The sequence below is a fragment of the Saccharopolyspora taberi genome, assembly GCF_039534165.1.
In the GTDB taxonomy this organism is placed as follows: Bacteria; Actinomycetota; Actinomycetes; order Mycobacteriales; family Pseudonocardiaceae; genus Saccharopolyspora_D; species Saccharopolyspora_D taberi.
On the sequence record NZ_BAAAUX010000019.1, the window covers coordinates 264,235 to 280,807 of the forward strand.

14 protein-coding genes are annotated in these 16,573 nt (G+C 68.3%); 5 read left to right on the top strand and 9 right to left on the bottom strand.

All coding sequences use genetic code 11. The annotated features are described in order from the left end of the window. Positions 1 to 16 precede the first annotated feature (16 nt). From ABD691_RS22985 to ABD691_RS22995, 3 genes are all read right to left on the bottom strand, one after another. Entirely contained in the window at positions 17 to 541 is a 525-nt protein-coding gene (locus tag ABD691_RS22985) for a DUF4442 domain-containing protein (protein ID WP_344682967.1), read from the bottom strand. A gap of 162 nt (positions 542 to 703) precedes the next feature. Beyond that, positions 704 to 1,618: a LysR family transcriptional regulator gene (locus tag ABD691_RS22990; protein WP_344682968.1), complete on the bottom strand. Its 915-nt coding sequence runs from the start codon at positions 1,616 to 1,618 to the stop codon at positions 704 to 706. A 240-nt stretch (positions 1,619 to 1,858) separates the two neighbouring features. Then, complete coding sequence (locus ABD691_RS22995; protein ID WP_344682970.1) at positions 1,859 to 2,674, bottom strand: MBL fold metallo-hydrolase; 816 nt, start codon at positions 2,672 to 2,674, stop codon at positions 1,859 to 1,861. 505 nt (positions 2,675 to 3,179) lie between these two features. Here ABD691_RS22995 and ABD691_RS23000 point away from each other — a divergent pair. From ABD691_RS23000 to ABD691_RS23020, 5 genes are read left to right on the top strand one after another with little or no spacing between them, the layout of a single operon-like run. Further along, positions 3,180 to 4,337, top strand: coding sequence for an ABC transporter ATP-binding protein (locus ABD691_RS23000; RefSeq protein WP_344682972.1), 1,158 nt, complete (start codon positions 3,180 to 3,182; stop codon positions 4,335 to 4,337). A gap of 58 nt (positions 4,338 to 4,395) precedes the next feature. After that, entirely contained in the window at positions 4,396 to 5,781 is a 1,386-nt protein-coding gene (locus ABD691_RS23005; RefSeq protein WP_344682973.1) for an ABC transporter substrate-binding protein, read from the top strand. A gap of 8 nt (positions 5,782 to 5,789) precedes the next feature. Next, positions 5,790 to 6,650 (top strand): metallophosphoesterase, encoded by an 861-nt coding sequence (locus ABD691_RS23010; RefSeq protein WP_344682975.1) that lies wholly within the window; start codon positions 5,790 to 5,792, stop codon positions 6,648 to 6,650. 5 nt (positions 6,651 to 6,655) lie between these two features. After that, entirely contained in the window at positions 6,656 to 7,597 is a 942-nt protein-coding gene (locus tag ABD691_RS23015) for a carbohydrate ABC transporter permease (RefSeq protein ID WP_344682976.1), read from the top strand. A gap of 35 nt (positions 7,598 to 7,632) precedes the next feature. Next, positions 7,633 to 8,505 carry a carbohydrate ABC transporter permease gene (locus ABD691_RS23020; RefSeq protein ID WP_344682978.1) on the top strand — a complete coding sequence of 291 codons (873 nt, stop codon included), beginning with the start codon at positions 7,633 to 7,635 and terminating at the stop codon, positions 8,503 to 8,505. An 85-nt stretch (positions 8,506 to 8,590) separates the two neighbouring features. Here the strand turns inward: ABD691_RS23020 and ABD691_RS23025 are convergent, their stop codons facing one another. The 6 genes from ABD691_RS23025 to ABD691_RS23050 all read right to left on the bottom strand — a co-directional run bounded on the left by ABD691_RS23025 (position 8,591) and on the right by ABD691_RS23050 (position 16,525). Next, a complete protein-coding gene (locus tag ABD691_RS23025; protein ID WP_344683506.1) occupies positions 8,591 to 8,800 on the bottom strand; it encodes a helix-turn-helix domain-containing protein in 210 nt (69 codons plus the stop codon). Positions 8,801 to 9,460: 660 nt separating this feature from the next. Then, entirely contained in the window at positions 9,461 to 10,315 is an 855-nt protein-coding gene (locus ABD691_RS23030) for a carbohydrate ABC transporter permease (RefSeq protein WP_344682980.1), read from the bottom strand. 8 nt (positions 10,316 to 10,323) lie between these two features. Continuing rightward, positions 10,324 to 11,256 carry a carbohydrate ABC transporter permease gene (locus ABD691_RS23035; protein WP_344682982.1) on the bottom strand — a complete coding sequence of 311 codons (933 nt, stop codon included), beginning with the start codon at positions 11,254 to 11,256 and terminating at the stop codon, positions 10,324 to 10,326. Positions 11,257 to 11,344: 88 nt separating this feature from the next. Further along, positions 11,345 to 12,646, bottom strand: a complete 1,302-nt coding sequence (locus ABD691_RS23040; RefSeq protein ID WP_344682984.1) for an extracellular solute-binding protein — start codon at positions 12,644 to 12,646, stop codon at positions 11,345 to 11,347. An 82-nt stretch (positions 12,647 to 12,728) separates the two neighbouring features. Beyond that, a complete protein-coding gene (locus ABD691_RS23045; RefSeq protein WP_344682986.1) occupies positions 12,729 to 14,060 on the bottom strand; it encodes an extracellular solute-binding protein in 1,332 nt (443 codons plus the stop codon). A gap of 125 nt (positions 14,061 to 14,185) precedes the next feature. Beyond that, positions 14,186 to 16,525: an ATP-binding protein gene (locus ABD691_RS23050; protein WP_344682987.1), complete on the bottom strand. Its 2,340-nt coding sequence runs from the start codon at positions 16,523 to 16,525 to the stop codon at positions 14,186 to 14,188. Between the last annotated feature and the right edge of the window lie 48 nt (positions 16,526 to 16,573).

Sequence of the window (16,573 nt, forward strand, 5' to 3'; positions counted from 1 at the left end):
ATTCGAACGGCCGGCGTCAGTCGGCGGGAATATCGACGACGTAGTCGAGGTAGAACTTCGCCACTGCCACGTCGTTGTCGTCGTACAGCCAGGCCTTGCCGTCGAGCTCGAACTTCCCGGAGACGGTTCCGCCCAGCACGTCCGAGACCGTTCGCGGGTCCAGCGTCGCCACCGCGCGGATACGGCCGCACCCGGGACTCAGGAACACCGCTGTGCTGCTGCGCAGGATGAACAGCTTCACTTGTGTGAGCACCGGGGCGAAAGCCCCGCCGAAGGCCATCGCCCCGGCGAGTTCGGCGGCGAGAAACTGGGCTCCCGCGTGCACGCTGCCCAGGTGGTTGTTCATCTGCTCGCCGGCCGGGATCTCGACGACGCCCCGCTCCGGGCTGATCTCAAGCATCCGGGTGCCCACGTGATTGCTGAACGGCACCATCGTGTTCGCGTGCGCGCACATCTTCTCGTAATCGGGACCTGTCCCGCCCGGCGAGCCCACATAGGGCGCGAACCCTTCGAAAACGTCCTGTTTCAGCTGCTGCCCCACGAGTGCCGTCCTCCGGATTCGCATGAAGACCCGAACTTCGTCAGAGCGAATGCTTCTACCTCGGACCGGAAAGCGTCAACCGTGTCAGCGGACGGGCATCGGGCGATTGTTCCGGCCTATCGGCATGAATGACCGGAAACGATCACACGTGCAGCCGGAAAGCTATACCTGCAGCGGTTCCTCTCCGGGCACCGCGTCCCGTGACTCGACGCAGTCCAGGAACAACTCCGTCAGCGGGCTCATTCTCCCGCTCAGCCACGTGATGTGGAGGTCGATGGTGGGCACCGGGTCGTACAACCGCACCGGGACCGTCCGCACGCTCCCGCAGACGTGCCTTCCCCGCACGGCGGAAGCGAAACCGACGACCGGTTTGACCGACGCCATGATCGCCACGGCACCCGGATCGTCGATCTCGTACTCGATGTTCAGGGCGATCCCGCTGGTGGACGCCGCACCGTAGATCGCGTCGTACATGGCGGGACACTGCTCGCGCCCGAAGAGAATGCACGGCTCGTGAGCGAGCTCGCTGAACGAGGCTCCCGGCCGGCCGGCCCACTTGTGGTTCGGCCCGACCACCGCGACGAGCGGAAACTGCGCCAACGGGCGACTTTCGAACTCGCTGCCGACCGGGCGCCCGTACACCATGGCGACATCGACGTCGCCTGCCCGCAGGGCCTGCAGCTGGGGACCGGTGCGCATCTCGTGCAGCGTGACCCCGACGGTCGGGTGTTCGGCGTGCATCTTCCCCAGAACCGCGGGAAGAACGTGCTGCCCGGCCGCGAAGTTGTATCCGACGTTGATGGTTCCCGACCGCCCGGCCGCAGCCTCCCGCGCCGTCTGCGCGGCCTTGTGCGCCTGCATCACGATCGCGCGGGCCTGTTCCCGGAAGACCTCGCCTGCCGGGGTCAGCCGCACCTCGTGCGACGTGCGGGCGACCAGCTCGGCACCCACGCTGCGTTCCAGTCGCTGCAGTTGCTGGCTCAGCGAAGGCTGCGCCAGGTGCAGTCTGGCCGCGGCCCTCCCGAAGTGCAGTTCTTCGGCGATCGCGAGAAAGGACTCAAGGTGTCGGAACTCCACGTTGCCCCCCGGGGCGCGCTGTCGAACAGCTTTGTGCACCGCAGGACGGTAACCGGCTTCGGGGAACACCTGATGAACCGTTGTCAGTGGCAACAGGTCAAGGTCGCGTCCGGAAACCGAAACCGCTGGATGCGCGACCGCAGGTGACTTTCGACACACCGCGTCGGAGCCGGTTTCGCAGCGCGGCTTGTCCGGGCCGGTGCCGAGCGGTCCGGACCGCTCGGCACCGGCCCGGCAGTGCTACGCGCCGATGTCGATCCTGACACCGGGGGCCGCGAGCTCGATCGGCCCGTCGAAGGTATCCGCCGCGGCGGAACGCAGGCCCTCCAGCCAGGTTTCGTCGGTCGACGTGAAGTGGGTCAGGACCAGCCGGCCCGCCCCTGCCTTCGCGGCCACGACGCCCGCGTCGAAGCCGGACAGGTGTCCGTGATCGCCGGTGTCCGGGGCGGACAGCGTCGCCTCCGCGAGCAGCACGTCCACGTCTGCGGCGAGGTCGAACAGCGCGGGGGTCATCCCGGTGTCCCCGGTGTAGGCGAAGGTCGCCGCCGCGGACTCGACGCGGATCCCGCAGTTCGGGATCGCATGCCGCATCTCGTGCATCGTCAGGCCGATGTCTCCCACGGAACAGGAGTCACCCGGTTCGTACTCGTGAACGTCGAAGGCGACCTCGAAAGCCTTGTCCAGCAACGGGAAGGTCCGCACCGGGAACAACCCGGCCCACCGCGCGAAAAGGTCACCGGATCCGCGGGGGACGAACAGCGGAACGGGGGTGAAGCCGGTCTCGGCGAGCTTGTCGGCACGCGCCCCCGGCTCGTGGGCGAAGCCGCTGAGCAGCGACTTGCCGATGGGCAGCAGGTCGTAGCAGTGATCGGAATGGAAGTGGCTGATCACGATGCCGTCCAGGCCCGCCGGCCGGGTGACCGAACTGAGCGCGGTGGCGATTCCCGGCCCGCAGTCCAGCAACAGGCGACTCGTCCCGGTCTCCAGCAGATAACCCGAACTCGCCTGGCCATCGGCCGGCATTCCCGCCCGGCAACCCAGCACGGTAAGCCGCATCCTCTTTCCCTCCTGTGAATACCCGGTCCGCTACGACGTAACGGCGATTCCAGGGATCTTTCCGGAAATCGTCCACCGCGACAAGGATTTTCACCGCTCATCCGAATCGGTATCTCCTATCAGGCGATAATCGCCGACCCGCCGGCCATGCCCGGCGAGGACGTCAAGAACGATCTTCGTCTCGCTCGATTGAAGATGCCGATCACGGGCTCACCGCCGCCGTGCCTGCGCCGCCGCCGCGAGCACGAATCGGCCGTGCAGCCCTTCCAATCAACCCTGACCAGGGATGACGATGCTTCTTCCTGGGACCTCCCGCGGAATCCGAAGATTCCTGGGCGTTCACCGGAAGTCCACACGGCCATGTTCGAATTGCGCCGTGGCCGCACCCCGACCAAACCGTCGGCGCAACGACGCGGGTGGACGGCCTTCACGAAACCACGGGGCTTTCGACAACGGCACCGCGACGCGTCTGGCCCCGATCCACAACCGGAAGGTAAGACCACCAGTGAGCCGAATCCGACTTGAGGGACTGACCAAAAGGTTCGGAAATGCCCGGCGTGGCACTACCGCCGCCGTGGACTCGGTCTCGCTCGACATCAGCCACGGCGAGTTCGTGGTGCTGCTGGGACCGAGCGGGTGCGGGAAGTCGACGCTGCTGCGGATGATCGCCGGGCTGCTCCCGCCGAGCGCCGGGCGAATCCTCCTCGACGACCGCGACATCACCCACGTCGCGCCGAAGGACCGCGACCTGGCGATGGTGTTCCAGAGCTACGCGCTCTACCCGCACCTGACCGTCGCCCGGAATCTGGGCTTTCCGTTGCGCACCCGCGGCTGGTCCCGCGCGGACATCCACACCAAGGTCGCCGAGGTCGCATCGCTGCTGGGTCTCGGCGAGCTGCTCCAGCGCCGCCCCAAGGAACTGTCCGGTGGACAGCGGCAGCGCGTGGCGCTGGGACGGGCCCTGGTCCGTGATCCGGGCGCCTTCCTGATGGACGAGCCATTGTCCAATCTGGATGCGAAGCTGCGCACCGCCACCCGCACCGAACTCACCGCGTTGCACAAACAGCTCGGGTCGACCTTCGTCTACGTCACGCACGACCAGGTCGAGGCGATGACGATGGCCACCCGGATCGCGGTGCTCAACCAGGGCCGCCTCGAACAGGCCGGGACGCCGTCGGAGGTCTACGACACCCCGGAATCGGTGTTCGTCGCCGGATTCATGGGATCACCCCCCATGAACCTCATCGACGCCCGGGTGGAAAGCCGCGCCGGCCGGGTGCACGTCACGGCCCACGACATCGACGTCCCCTTGGACCACCCGGCAGGCGACTTCCCGACCCGCGACGTCGTGCTCGGCGTTCGCCCCGAACACCTGACGATCGTCGGTCGGCACGCACCCGATGGCCCGCAGTTCCGCGGTGTCGTCGAGGCGGTCGAAAACCTCGGCAACGAGGAGGTCGCCGTGTGCTCAGCCGGCGGGGCCCGGCTCGTCGCCCGCGGGCAGCGTCCCCTGGGGCTGCACGTGGGCGAACACGTCACCTTCACCACGAGCCCGGACCGGACCCACCTGTTCGACCCGGCCACCGGCCGCCGCCTGGTCTGGCGCGATCCGCAGCCGGAGGTGGCCGTCGTGCCCCGAGAACTCGACGCCCCCGCCGTTTGACGCAGTCCCGACCAGCCCGGAGCACCGGCTGAGTTCCCCGCACACAAGGAGATTCCCGATGAAGAAATTGCGCACACTCGGCGGCTTCGTGGCTGCCGCCGCGCTGACACTGACCACGTCCGCATGCGGAATCGGAGGCCTGGGCAGCACTGATCCCAGGTCGGCCGATCCCGTCGGCCCGGTTCCCGAGCTGCGGCCGGACCAGCAGGTCTCGATCGTGTTCGAAAGCTACAACTTCGGGCAGGCCGGGGCCTGGACGGACACGTTCAACGAACTGATCGGCGAGTTCCAGCGGCAGCACCCGAACATCAAGGTGACCGCACAGAAACCGCAGGGCAACAGCCCGAACCCGGTGTCGGACACCGTCTCCAGCGTGCAGAACCAGATGATGGCCGGCTCCCCTCCGGACGTGGCGCAGCTCGGCTTCAGCGAGCTCGACTTCACCATCAACCAGCTCCGCGCCAAGCCGCTGGACGACCTGGTCGGACGCGAGGCCGTGCAGGCCAACTTCGACGGTCCCCGGCACTCCTACGACAAGTCCGCGCGGGTCCTCGGCGACCTGGGCGGCAAGACCTACGGCGTGCCGTTCGTGTTCTCCACCCCCGTGCTCTACTACAACGCCACGCTGTTCCAGCAGGCCGGGCTCGACCCGGCGAAGCCGCCGGCGACCTGGGCCGAGGTCGAGCGGGCGGCACTGGCCGTCAAAGCCGCCACGGGCAAGGACGGCGCCTACGCCGACTGCCTGACCAAGGCTGCCAAGGACTGGTGTTTCCAGTCCATGGTGCGGTCCAACGGTGGGCGCGTCCTCTCCGCGGACCGCAAGACGCTGACCTTCGCCGACCCGGCCTCCGTCGACGTCGTGCGGATGGCGCAGCAGATGGTCGCCACCGGTGCGACGCCGGTACTCAGCCAGCAGCAGGGCTACGAAGGCTTCGGCCGCGGCGAGATGGGCATGATCCTCGAATCCAGCGCTCTGCAGAGCAAGTTCGAGAAGGCCGCGCAGGGCAAGTGGGATCTGCGTGCCGCGCCCATGCCGGGCTTCGACGGCAAGGCCACGGTCCCGACCAACTCGGGCGCGTCGCTGTTCGTGCTGTCCGACGACCCGGCCAAACAGCGCGCGTCCTGGGAACTGATCAAGTTCCTGACCAGCCCCGAGGCCTACGAGAAGATCTCCAGCAAGATCGGCTACCTGCCGCTGCGCACCGGCCTGCTCGATGACCCCGAGGGCCTGAAGGCGTGGGCCGACCAGAACCCGCTGCTGCGGCCGAACATCGAGCAGCTGGCCCGGATGGAGCCCTGGGTTTCCATGCCCGGCGTCAACTACCAGCAGATCCGCGACGGGATGATGGCGGCCGTGGAAAAGAGCGTCTACCAGGGCGCGGACCCGGCGGCCACCCTGCGCACGGCGCAGGAGCAGGCGTCGAGCCTCCTGCCGAAGGGCTGATCCACCCGATGAGCGCTGGAGTTCCGGATCCGGAATTCACCCTGATCCAGCTGAGCGATACCCACATCCTTCCCGCTGGTGAACTCCAGCACGGCGCGGTGGACACGTTCACCAACCTGGAGGCCGCCCTCGCCACTGTGGCGGCCTCCGGGGTCACCGTGTCCGCTCTGCTGCTCACCGGGGATCTCACCGACGACGGTTCCCCCGCCGCCTACCGCAGGCTGCGCGAGATCGTCGAACCCGCCGCCGAGCGGCTCGGTGCCCGCCTGATCTACGTGATGGGCAACCACGACGAGCGCGGCGCCTTCCGCACCGAACTCCTGTCGGCTGCCGCCACGGCCGAACCTCACGATGTCGTGCACCAGGTCGGCGGACTGCGCATCATCGTCCTCGACACCACCACGCCCGGCCGCCACGACGGCCGTCTCGAAGCCGCGCAGCTGCGCTGGCTCCGGGCGGAGCTGGAGCGGCCCGCACCACGTGGGACGGTCCTGGCGCTCCACCATCCACCCCTCCCGTCGGCCGTGCCCCCGGTGCATCTGCTGCGGATGTACGACGCACAACGCCTGGGCGAGGCCATCGCCGGAACCGACGTCCGGATCATCCTCAGCGGACACAACCACTCCACGGGATGTGGTGCGCTCGCGGGCGTTCCGGTCTGGGTGTCACCGGCGTGCGCCAACCAGATCGACCCGCTGGTGAAGGGCCGTCTGCGTGGTGTGCCCGGCGGCGGGCTGACCCGTGTCGACGTCTTCGCGGATGCCGCGACCGCCACGTCGGTCCCGATCGAGGGTTCGCCGTTCGTCTACGACCACGACGAAGCCGAGGTCGTGGACATGATCCAGACTCATCTCTCCGAATCGGAGTGAACGCCGTGTTCGTCGAAGTCCCCGCCCCCGTAGCGGCCATCGCCCCACCGGCCGCGCGGCGGGCACCGCTGCTCGCGCGAATCCTCCGGGCGGCACCGCCCTACCTTTATCTGGCGCCCGGACTGGCCCTCCTGGTCATCTGGACCTACCGGCCGCTGGTGCAGACCGCACAGCTGTCCTTCTACTCGTGGAACCTGCTGCCCACATCACCGATGGTCCCGGCGGGAACCGACAACTACGAACAGCTGCTCGGGGCACCGGAACTGGGCAACGCCGTGTGGAACACCATCCTGGTCATCGCCGGGCTGCTTCCGTTCACGATCGTGATCCCGGTGGTCGTCGCGCTGCTGACCCGCCAGGTCGGCGGCCCCGCCCGCGAGCTGTACCGGGCACTGATCTTCGCGCCGATGCTGGTCGCACCGGTGGCCAGCGCGGCGGTGTGGCAGTGGCTGCTCGACCCCGGATCCGGTGCCGTGAACCGGCTGCTGGGCGTGAACGTCAACTGGCTGCACGAAACCGTGCCCGCGCAGATCTCGATCATCGGGATCACCGGGTGGCACCTGCTCGGATTCGCCGTGCTGCTGGTCTCCGCCGGCCTGGCCGGCATCAGCGACGACTACTCCGCCGCGGCGCAACTCGACGGTGCTTCCCGCTGGCAGATCACCCGCTGGGTCACGCTGCCACTGTTGTCACCGACCCTGGTCTTTCTCGCGCTCATGACGGTGCTTCTCGGCGCGCAGTGGACGTTTCCGCTGATCGACACCCTGACCCAGGGCGGGCCGTCGGGTGCGACCACGCACATCTATTACCTGCTGTGGGATTACGGCTTCCACAGCCACCAGGCCGGCCTCGGCGCTGCGGCGGGCGTGATCTTCTTCACGGCATTCGGCGTCGTCGCACTGTTCCTGGTGTGGCTGGCCGACCGCATCAGCTTCCACGACGACTGAGTTATCCGCGAGAGCAGGCGAAGAAGTTCATGACGATGTCCACTATGGAAACCGGCGTCGAAGACCAGGCCCGGGAGCAGCTCGACGTCCCGGTCGGATCCCGGAGCCGGTCGCGGGCGATCCTGGGAAACGTGCTCCTCAGCGGGCTGGGCATCCTGTGCGTACTCCCCATCTACTGGATGTACGCGACCTCACTCCGGATGCCCGGCGACGTCTTCTCCCTCTCACTGCTTCCCTGGCCGCTGTCCGTGGACAACTACGCCGATGCGTGGCGCAAGATTCCGATCGGGCTCATGCTGTCGAACACCTTCATCGTGGCCCTGGTGACCGCGCTCGGCCAGCTGCTGACCGGCCTTTTCGCCGCCTACGCGTTCGCGGTCTGGGAGTTCCGCGGCAAAAAGGTGCTCTACCTGCTGTTCGTGGGCACCTGGCTGGTGCCCTTCCAGGTGTCGATGCTGCCCAACTACGTGCTGCTGTTCCAGCTCGGCGTGCTCAACACCATCGCGGGCGTGATCATCCCGTCCCTGTGCTCGGCGTTGAGCGTCCTGATGCTCCGCCAGCACCTGCGCAGCTTCCCCAGGGAACTGCTGGATGCGGCCAGAATCGACGGACGCTCCTCCTGGGCGACGCTGTGGACGGTCGTGGTGCCCAACCTGCGTCCCGCGCTCGCGGCGCTCGGGATTCTGCTGTTCGTCCAGGCGTGGAACGAATACTTCTGGCCGGCGCTGGTGCTGCAGCGCAGCAACGCGATGGTCCAACTCGGTATCCGCAGCTTCATGGGAACCGAAGGCAACGATTGGGGTCCCCTGATGGCGACGGCCGGGCTGGCATGCCTGCCCGTGTTCGCCCTCTACCTCGTTCTCCAGCGCCAGATCGTCAACGCCTTCGTCCGCTCCGGCCTGAAGTAGTTCAGACCAGGTCGGCGGCCCAGAAGGCGCGCTGGTGGATCGGTCCCGGAGCGCGATGTTTCCGGATTGGTCCGCCCTTTCGGCTTCACTTCACGAACGTGACCGAGAACAGCCGAGCGACGAGCTCACCACGGCTGGAGACGCCCGCCTTGCCGAAGACCGCCTTGAGGTGATCGCGGACGGTGTGCGGGGAGATGAACAGCGACGCGGCGATCTCGGCGGTGGGCAGACCACCTGCCACGAGTTCGGCGACCTCGAGCTCTCTCGGTGGGAGGCCGTACGCCTGGACGACGATGGCCGCTAGGTGTGACGACGGTACGGTAGGGCGATCCGCCCGGGTCGGAGGCCCACGAAGCCAACACGGTCACTAAACGGTCGCGCTCGGCGCGGTCAGCGACTTCGTCGAGCGCGTCGACAGGCAACTGCTCAGATTCCTCTCGGTTGAACGGCTTGTGGTGTGGCGGTGCCCCCGACTCACCGACCCCACTCAAGCGCGGTGAACGGTGTTCGCGCTGGCCGATCGCCCATTGCGTCGACCACCGGTACCGCCGGATCGACGAACGGCCGACGAACAACCGGAAGACCTTCCGCGCCGAATCCCGCCACATGAGAGTAACCTGCGGTAATGCCACTCGCCGACATGCACCCGATCGTGCATGCAACCGAACCGCGGTGAACGCGGAGTGTCACAACCGCAGGACAAGGCCCCGCGCATGCCTCTTCGGCTGGACCAACTGGCAATCAAGCGAACTGGCGTCTATGTCCTCTGAGGACCCGACGATGAGGGAAGGTCGTCGAGCGCTGCGGACCGCCTCGCACGGGACGTCGCCGGGAAGTACCGCTCGGCGTGCGGGCCTTCGGGATCTGCACCTGTGCGGAAGTTCGTGAACGTGCCGGGAGAACGGGCCGCGGATGTCCATGCGATGAGGCGTCCCGCCCCGAGAGGCAACGTCGATCATCCCTGGATCGCGGAGTCGGCGATGCTGCGCACGAACCAGCGCTGGAACAGGAGGAAGACGATCAGCACCGGGGCCACCATGACCACGCCGAAAGCCATGATCGCGCCCCAGTCGTAGGGCGGGTTTCCCTGGAAGACGCTGATCGCCAGTGGCAGCGGGCGCACCGTGGGGTCGCTGATCATCAGCACTGGCCACAGGAACGACGTCCACTGGGTCAGGAACGTCAGAATCGCCGCCGAGGCGAACACGGGTTTGCTCATCGGCACGATGATCAGGAAGAAGATGCGCAGCGGCCCGGCTCCGTCCAGTTTGGCCGCTTCTTCGATCTCGGTGGGCAGGGAACGGAAGAACGACTGGAACAGGTAGATCGTGAAGGCGTTGCCCAGGAAGGGCAGGGCCTGCACGGCGATGGTGTCCCGCAGTCCTGCCAGCAGGAAGAACAGTGGCACCGCCAGCGCTTCGAAGGGGACGACGGCGAGCGCGACGATCACCGTCAGGACCGCGTCGCGGCCGGCCCAGCGCAGCCGGGCCAGCGCATAGCCGGCCAGCGAGTTGATCGCGAGACCTCCCACCACGACGGTGGTCGCCACCACGACCGACACCGCGAAGAAACCCCAGAAGTAGCCGGTGTCCGCGCTGTGGAAACGGGCCGTCAGGTGCGGGTAGTTGGCAGTGGTCAGCGTGTTGGGCGTGAAGGCGCGCAAGCCGCTCAGGACGTTCTCGCTCGGCTCCAGACTCCCCAGGACCATGTAGAGAACCGGGCTGGCGTAGACGAGCGCCAGAACACCCGTGATCAGATAGCGCAGCACGTGCCGGAGTCGTGCGCCGGCGCGGTCGCGCCTCGAAGCCACCGCCCGGCTCATGTCCTGGCCTTCCGCTCCATGCTGAGCAGGGCGCGCTGGAGCAGGGTGAGCGCCAGGACGATCACGAAGAACACCAGGGTGATCGCCGAGGCGCGACCGACGTCGCTTTGGCCTTCGAACGCGATCGTCACCGCGTCGTACAGCACCGTGTGGGTGGTGGCGGCGTGCAGGCCACCACCACGGATGAGCACGTAGACCTGGTCGAACAGCCGGAAGGCCAGGATCGTCGTCACGGTCGTCACGAACACCAGCGTGGGTCGCAGGCCCGGTACGGTCACGTAGCGGAACCGCTGCCACCGGGTCGCCCCGTCCACCGTCGCGGCCTCGTATAGCGAGGGCGGGATGCCCTGCAGGCCGGCCAGGATGATCACGGTCTGGAACCCCACGCCGTGCCAGATCGACAGGACCACGACCGATGCCAGTGCCGTCGCCGGGTCGCCCAGCCAGTCATGTGCTTCGAAGTTCCCGAACGTCAGCGCGTGCAGGGCCGCGTTGAGGAGCCCGCCTTCGTCTCGCGCGTAGATGATGCGCCAGACCACCGCGACCAGCGCCATGGGGAAGACCACGGGCATGAAGAAGCACGTGCGGAAAACGGCCATGCCGCGCAGCTTCTGGTTCAACAGCAGGGCCACTCCGAGCGCGAGCGTGGTCTGGAGCGGCACCACGGCCAGCGCGAACAGCGTGTTGTTGAGCAGGGCCTGCCTGAACTGGGCACCGAGATCGGGATCGAAGAAGATGCGGCGGTACTGCTCCAGCCCGACGAACTGGGGCGGCCGTGCCGAGTTCAACTGCACGTTGAACAACGACAGCCACAACGCGATCAGCAACGGCAGTACCAGGAAAAGCGCCAGCGCGCTCAACGCGGGGGCCGACAGGACCCACCCCGTGATCCCTCGCCGCGGCCCGCGTCTCACCGTCCTGTCCGGCATCCTCGGCTCCTCAGCGAACGGACGCCGGTCCGGGCCGACGCCGCGGGTGGCCGCTCCATGACAGGGTCACTTCCCGCGAGATGGGCCGCTACCTCAGCCGGTATCCGCCGTTGTCGGCGAAGTCCCGGTCGATGGCGCGTGCGGCCCTGGCCAGTTCGGCTCGGGCATCCGCGCCTTGGTAGGCGGCGGTGAACGCCCCGGCGAACTGTTCGGTGATCGTGGGATACCCCGCGGTCACCGGCCGGGGCACGGCGACGCACGCCTTGGTGACCGGTTTCGTCCCGCAGGTCCGCGCGAGCCCGGTGCCGAAGAGCTCCAGCGCTCCGCCCGGCCGGTAGAGCGGGCTGCGGGCGAGGACGGACTTCGTCCCCGGGGGTGCGCCGCTGGCCTGGGTGATCCGCTCCACGGAACGGTCGGAAAGCAGGTGGTCGATGAACTTCCCCGCCGCCTTGGCGTTGTGCGTGCCCGCTCCGATCCCCCACGCCCAGGAACCCTGGCCCGTCTTGGTGCCGAGACCGAAGTCCGGAAGCGGGAGGACCACCAGATCGGAACCGAGCGCTCGGGCGTAGGTGGGGTACTGCCAGTGCCCCACCCAGCTCAGCGCGACACGTCCCGAGGTGAACGCGGCGGTGTCGGTGTTCGGATCGACGTACGGGCGCCACGAGGCGATCGTCTGCACGGTCCGCACCGCGGCCTCGGAATCCAGCGTTCCGCCTGCCTTGCCGTCCTGGATCAGGTGTGCACCGGCGGACTCGACGGCCGGGCTGAACCCGTAGGTCCCCCATTCGTTGTCGAATCCCCGGTACTCGCTGAGATCCAGCGCCTTCCCGCCTGGCGCCGCCCGGGCCAGCGCCCGCAGCGCCGTGGTGAACTCCTCGGCCGTCCAAGCGTCGTCGATCCCGGTCGGATAACGCACACCGGCCGTGTCCAGCAACTTCCTGTTGCCGAAGATCCCCAGGCCCGAGTCGTACATCCCCAGGCTGTAGAGCCTGCCGTTCTCCGCGGTGCCCTGGACGAGAATCGCATCGGTGGCATTCGCCCTCGTGGCGGGCGAGACGAAATCCTCGAGCGGCGCCAGCTTGCCGTTGTAAACGAGGTTGCTCATGGTGGGGCCGTCGATCTCGGCGACGTCGGGCATGTCCTCCGGTCTGGTCGCCGCCAACGTCTTGGGGTAGTCGGCCTCGGGAATCAGCCGCAGCTGGACGGTAATGCCGGATCCGGACCGGTTGAACTCCGCGACCACGTCCCGCAGCGCGGCCACTTCCAGCGGCTGCTGGCCCTGCAACGCCCACATCGTGATCGTCCCGGTACCGGATCCCGCCTCGGGTCCGGCCTGCCGGGATGCGCCCACGCACCCCGTGGCCAGCACCAGCACGGCAGCGACTCCCACCAGCCGACGAAGACACCGGAATCGGTCTCGCATCGCTCCCCCCGTCGAACTTCTGCACCAGGAGCTGTTCGAACAACCCGCTCTAATACCACCGCGACATTCGCTCCAACGCATGCTGGAGCTCGTCCAGCGCGTGCTTGGCGGACATCTTTCCCGACATGGCGAGATCGACGTACTTGGTGAACGTCGCCGTCAGGGCAGCCGTGGTGGGTGGCCCGGGAACCGGCGCGCTGTCCGGAAACCGCTCCAGAGTCCGGTAGAAGACCTCCCAGTGCCGAGGGCCGCTCCACTCGTACTGGCTCGCCGTCACCATCGACCGGCGCGACGGCGTGGACTCGTTGCCGACGAAGGTCCTTTCCATCGCGGCTCTGCTCGCGGAGAACTTGACCCACTCCCAGGCCAGTTCCTTGTCCCGCGCCTGTTTGGTGATGGCGTAGCCGGCGGCGCCGAACTCGTGGCGCTGGGTGGTCCACCTGGGGAAGTACTGGACGTCGAACGCGCCCGGAGCCATACCGCTCCGATGCAGCTCCCCGGTCCAGAAGCCCCCCGCCGGGCTCATTCCCAGCCGTCCCGCCAGGAACTCGTCGGCCACCGTCCCGACCCACCGCTGCCCGAACCGCGTCCCGCCGCCACCCTCACCCGCCTCCAGCGACAGCCCTTCGCGCGTCAGGTCGGCGAGAAACCGCAGCGCCTCGACGTTGCGGGCGTCGTTGGCCCGCGGCGTTCCCCACCGCCAGCCACCGCCCCGGCCCACCGCCGAGGGCTCATCGGGGTAGAACTCGCCCCACAACCAGGCTCCGTCACCCTCGTGGGTCTCCTCGAGCAGACTGGCCCCCGCCGCGTACATCCAGGGCAACACCCCGCCCCAGAGCCGGTTCACCCAGCCGTAGCTGGTGCCCGGCAACCCGGCAGCGGCGAGTTTCCTCGCGATGTCGTAGAAGTCGTCCCTGGACCAGTCGTCCGGTGGCCGGGAAACACCCGCCCGCTCGAACCACTCGGTGTTGTAGAAGATGTTCGCCGCGTTGAACTCGATGGGCAGCTCGAAAAGGCTTCCCTCGTACATCATCGACTCGACGAGCAGGGGATGGACGTCCGAGAAGTACTCCCGGAGTTCGTCGCCGTCCCGCAAAACCAACGCGTCCAGCGGCTCGGCCAGCCGCTGGGCGAACAGGCCGAGGTGCTCGCTCACCACGTACACGAGGTCGGGAGCCGTTCCGGCGGCCATCCGCATCAGGATCTTGTTGTGGAACTCGTACCAGTCGCCCGTGGGAACAGCGTCCAGCTCGACGCTCACATCGTGATGCTCGGCGACGAAATCATCGACGAGGCACTGCAGACCGCGAACGGCTTCCTCAGTCCACGGATGCACGATCCGCAGGTGAGCACTGCCCACGCCCCCGGTCACAGTCGCCATCGCGGGCTCCCTTGCGCCGCCGACTCTCCCGCCGCCGAGCCTATGCCCGCCGATCGGAATCGGCCGGTCCGCCTCCTGGACCAGCGAGGTTCCTCCCCTGGACGAGGCGGCCCCGGGGGTGCCGGTCACCCGTCCTGGGAGTCCCGTTCCCTGCTGATCAACGCGGCGATCTGGGCACGCGAGGTGAAGCCCAGCTTGGTGAGCGCGTGCTCGACATGCGCTTCCGCGGTGCGCTGCGAGATCACCAGCCGTTCCGCGATCTCCTTGTTGGACAGTCCGTCCGCGATGAGCCCGGCCACCTCCCGCTCGCGCCGGGTGAGCACCGTGGCGGCGCCACCGGCCGCGGGCTCCTCCGCCACCCGGTCGGCCTCCCCGAGCGCGAATTCGACGAGCTCGCTGATGCCGAGCTTGCCGCCCGCCTCGAACGCGGTGTCGAACCGCTGGCCCCCCAGGGCGTGCCGCGCCTTGTCCACCGCTTCCGCGCGCGCTTCGATCAGCCGCTTGAACCCGAACAGGGGCAGGGATCCCACCGAAGGCCACAGCCGGTACGAGGCACCGAGCAGCCGGGCCGCCCGGCCGCTCTCGCCTTCCGCCGCGGCGACCCAGGCCAGCACCTCGACGACGATGGCGATCCCGATGAGGTCGTCGAACTGGCGCTTGAGCCGGAGACTGTCCCTGGCGAGCTCGCTCGCCCTCCGCGTCTCGCCTCTGCCCCATTCGGCCAGCGCGAGCGCGTACAACGCGTAGGAAAGCGTCCACTGCTCGCCGTGGGCTTCGCACAGCACGCGGGCTTCCCGGCACAGCGCGACCGCACGGTCGTAATTGGTCTGGAACGTGTGCGCGAGCGCCAGGTGGACCCAGCTCATGATCGTCACGCTGCTGGTTTCGTCCAGCGCCTGGAACCGGGCGAGGGCCTCTTCGAGCAGGACGGTGGCGACCGCCAGGTCGTCGCTGAGCAGGGCGATGTGCCCGGAGACGTGCAGGGCGTGCGCCAGCGCGGACTCGTCACCGAGCTGTTGCGCCTGGGTCCGGCACTCCTCCAGCAGCGGCATCGCCGCGTGGACGTCACCCTGCAGGACGGAGATCCGGGCGCTGACCCACAACGCCTTGACCCGCTCGCGGCTCGGTGCGGTATCGGCCGCCAGAGCGCGTTCGAGCCAGTGCCGTCCCTCCGGGAGGAAGCCACCCGGCATCCAGTAGAACCACAGGCTCGCGGCCAGGTACAGCGCGCTGCTGGTCTCACCCGGGGTATCCAGGCAGTGCTCCAGGGCCGCTCGCAGGTTCGGCCGGTTCCACCTCATCCGGCCGAAGATGTCGGCCTGGTGCGGCCCGAACCAGGTCTCCTCGGCGCGCCGGGCCACCGTCGTGTACCAGTCCCGGTGCCGGTCCTGGAACACGCGCTCGGCACCGCTGTCCCGGAGCTTCTGCCTGCCGAACTGCCGGAGCGTCTCAAGCAGCCGGTAGCGCGCGTGGCCGGTCGCGAAGTCACAGGCGAGGACCGACTTGTCCACCAACGCCGCCAGCACCTCGACGAGCTCCTCCTGCTCGATGCCGTCGGCCGCGCAGATCGCCTCGGCCGCGGGCAGATCGAAGCTGCCTGCGAACACCGAGGTCCGGGCCCACAGCAACCGTTCCGGTTCGGTGCAGAGGTCGAAACTCCACTCGATGGCCGCGCGCAGGGTCTGGTGCCTGGCCTGCCCGGTCCGGACTCCTGCGGTCAGCAGCTTGAGCTGATCTTCCAGGCGCTCCAGCAGCTCTTCCGGCGAGAGCACCCGCAGCCGCGCGGTCGCCAGTTCGATCGCCAGTGGCAGGCCGTCCAGTCGCGCGCAGATCTGCGCGACGGTTGCGACGTTGGCGTCCGTGACGGTGAAGCCGGGCGCCGCGGCGGCGGCCCGCTCGGCGAACAGCGCCAACGCGGTGTACTGGGTGTACGCCCCGGGCGGCAGCGGCCTGCCCATCTCCGGCAACGAGAGCGGGGGCACCGGCCAGATGTGTTCGCCGGGGACGCCAAGAGGTTCCCGGCTGGTGGCGAGGACCCGCACCTCCGGTGCCGTGCGCAGCACCTCTTCCACCAGCTTGGCGCAGTCGTCGATGACGTGTTCGCAGTTGTCCAGCACCAGGAACAGGCGCTTGTCGCGCAGGTGCCCGGCCAGCGCACGTCCGGGCGACCCGCCGGACCGCTCGTTCACGCCGAGCAGGTCGGCCGCGGTGTGCGCCACCAGCGCACCGTCGGTCAGCTCCGCGAGCTCGACGAGCCAAACGCCGTCGGGGAAGGCCCGGCGCAGCATCCTCGCCACCTCGATGGCCAGCCGGGTCTTGCCCACACCCCCGATCCCGGTCAAGGTGATCAGGCGGCCGACCGAGACCAGCTGCCGGACTTGGGCGACCTCCTGGCGACGGCCCACGAAGGTCGTCATGGCCTCGGGCAGATTGCCCTGGTCGCGCCGGGCGCGGGTAGCCGCCACACGGCAACGCTAGACCCGCGTTCTGCGGTGTGCAACGAACCGATCGCC

Excerpts from the sequence above, each read along its gene's own strand:
- ABD691_RS23005 (WP_344682973.1), top strand. The coding sequence starts at position 4,396 with ATGAAGAAATTGCGCACACTCGGCGGCTTCGTGGCTGCCGCCGCGCTG.
- ABD691_RS23010 (WP_344682975.1), top strand. The coding sequence starts at position 5,790 with ATGAGCGCTGGAGTTCCGGATCCGGAATTCACCCTGATCCAGCTGAGC.
- ABD691_RS22995 (WP_344682970.1), bottom strand. The coding sequence starts at position 2,674 with ATGCGGCTTACCGTGCTGGGTTGCCGGGCGGGAATGCCGGCCGATGGC.
- ABD691_RS23020 (WP_344682978.1), top strand. The coding sequence starts at position 7,633 with ATGTCCACTATGGAAACCGGCGTCGAAGACCAGGCCCGGGAGCAGCTC.
- ABD691_RS23045 (WP_344682986.1), bottom strand. The coding sequence starts at position 14,060 with ATGGCGACTGTGACCGGGGGCGTGGGCAGTGCTCACCTGCGGATCGTG.
- ABD691_RS23035 (WP_344682982.1), bottom strand. The coding sequence starts at position 11,256 with ATGCCGGACAGGACGGTGAGACGCGGGCCGCGGCGAGGGATCACGGGG.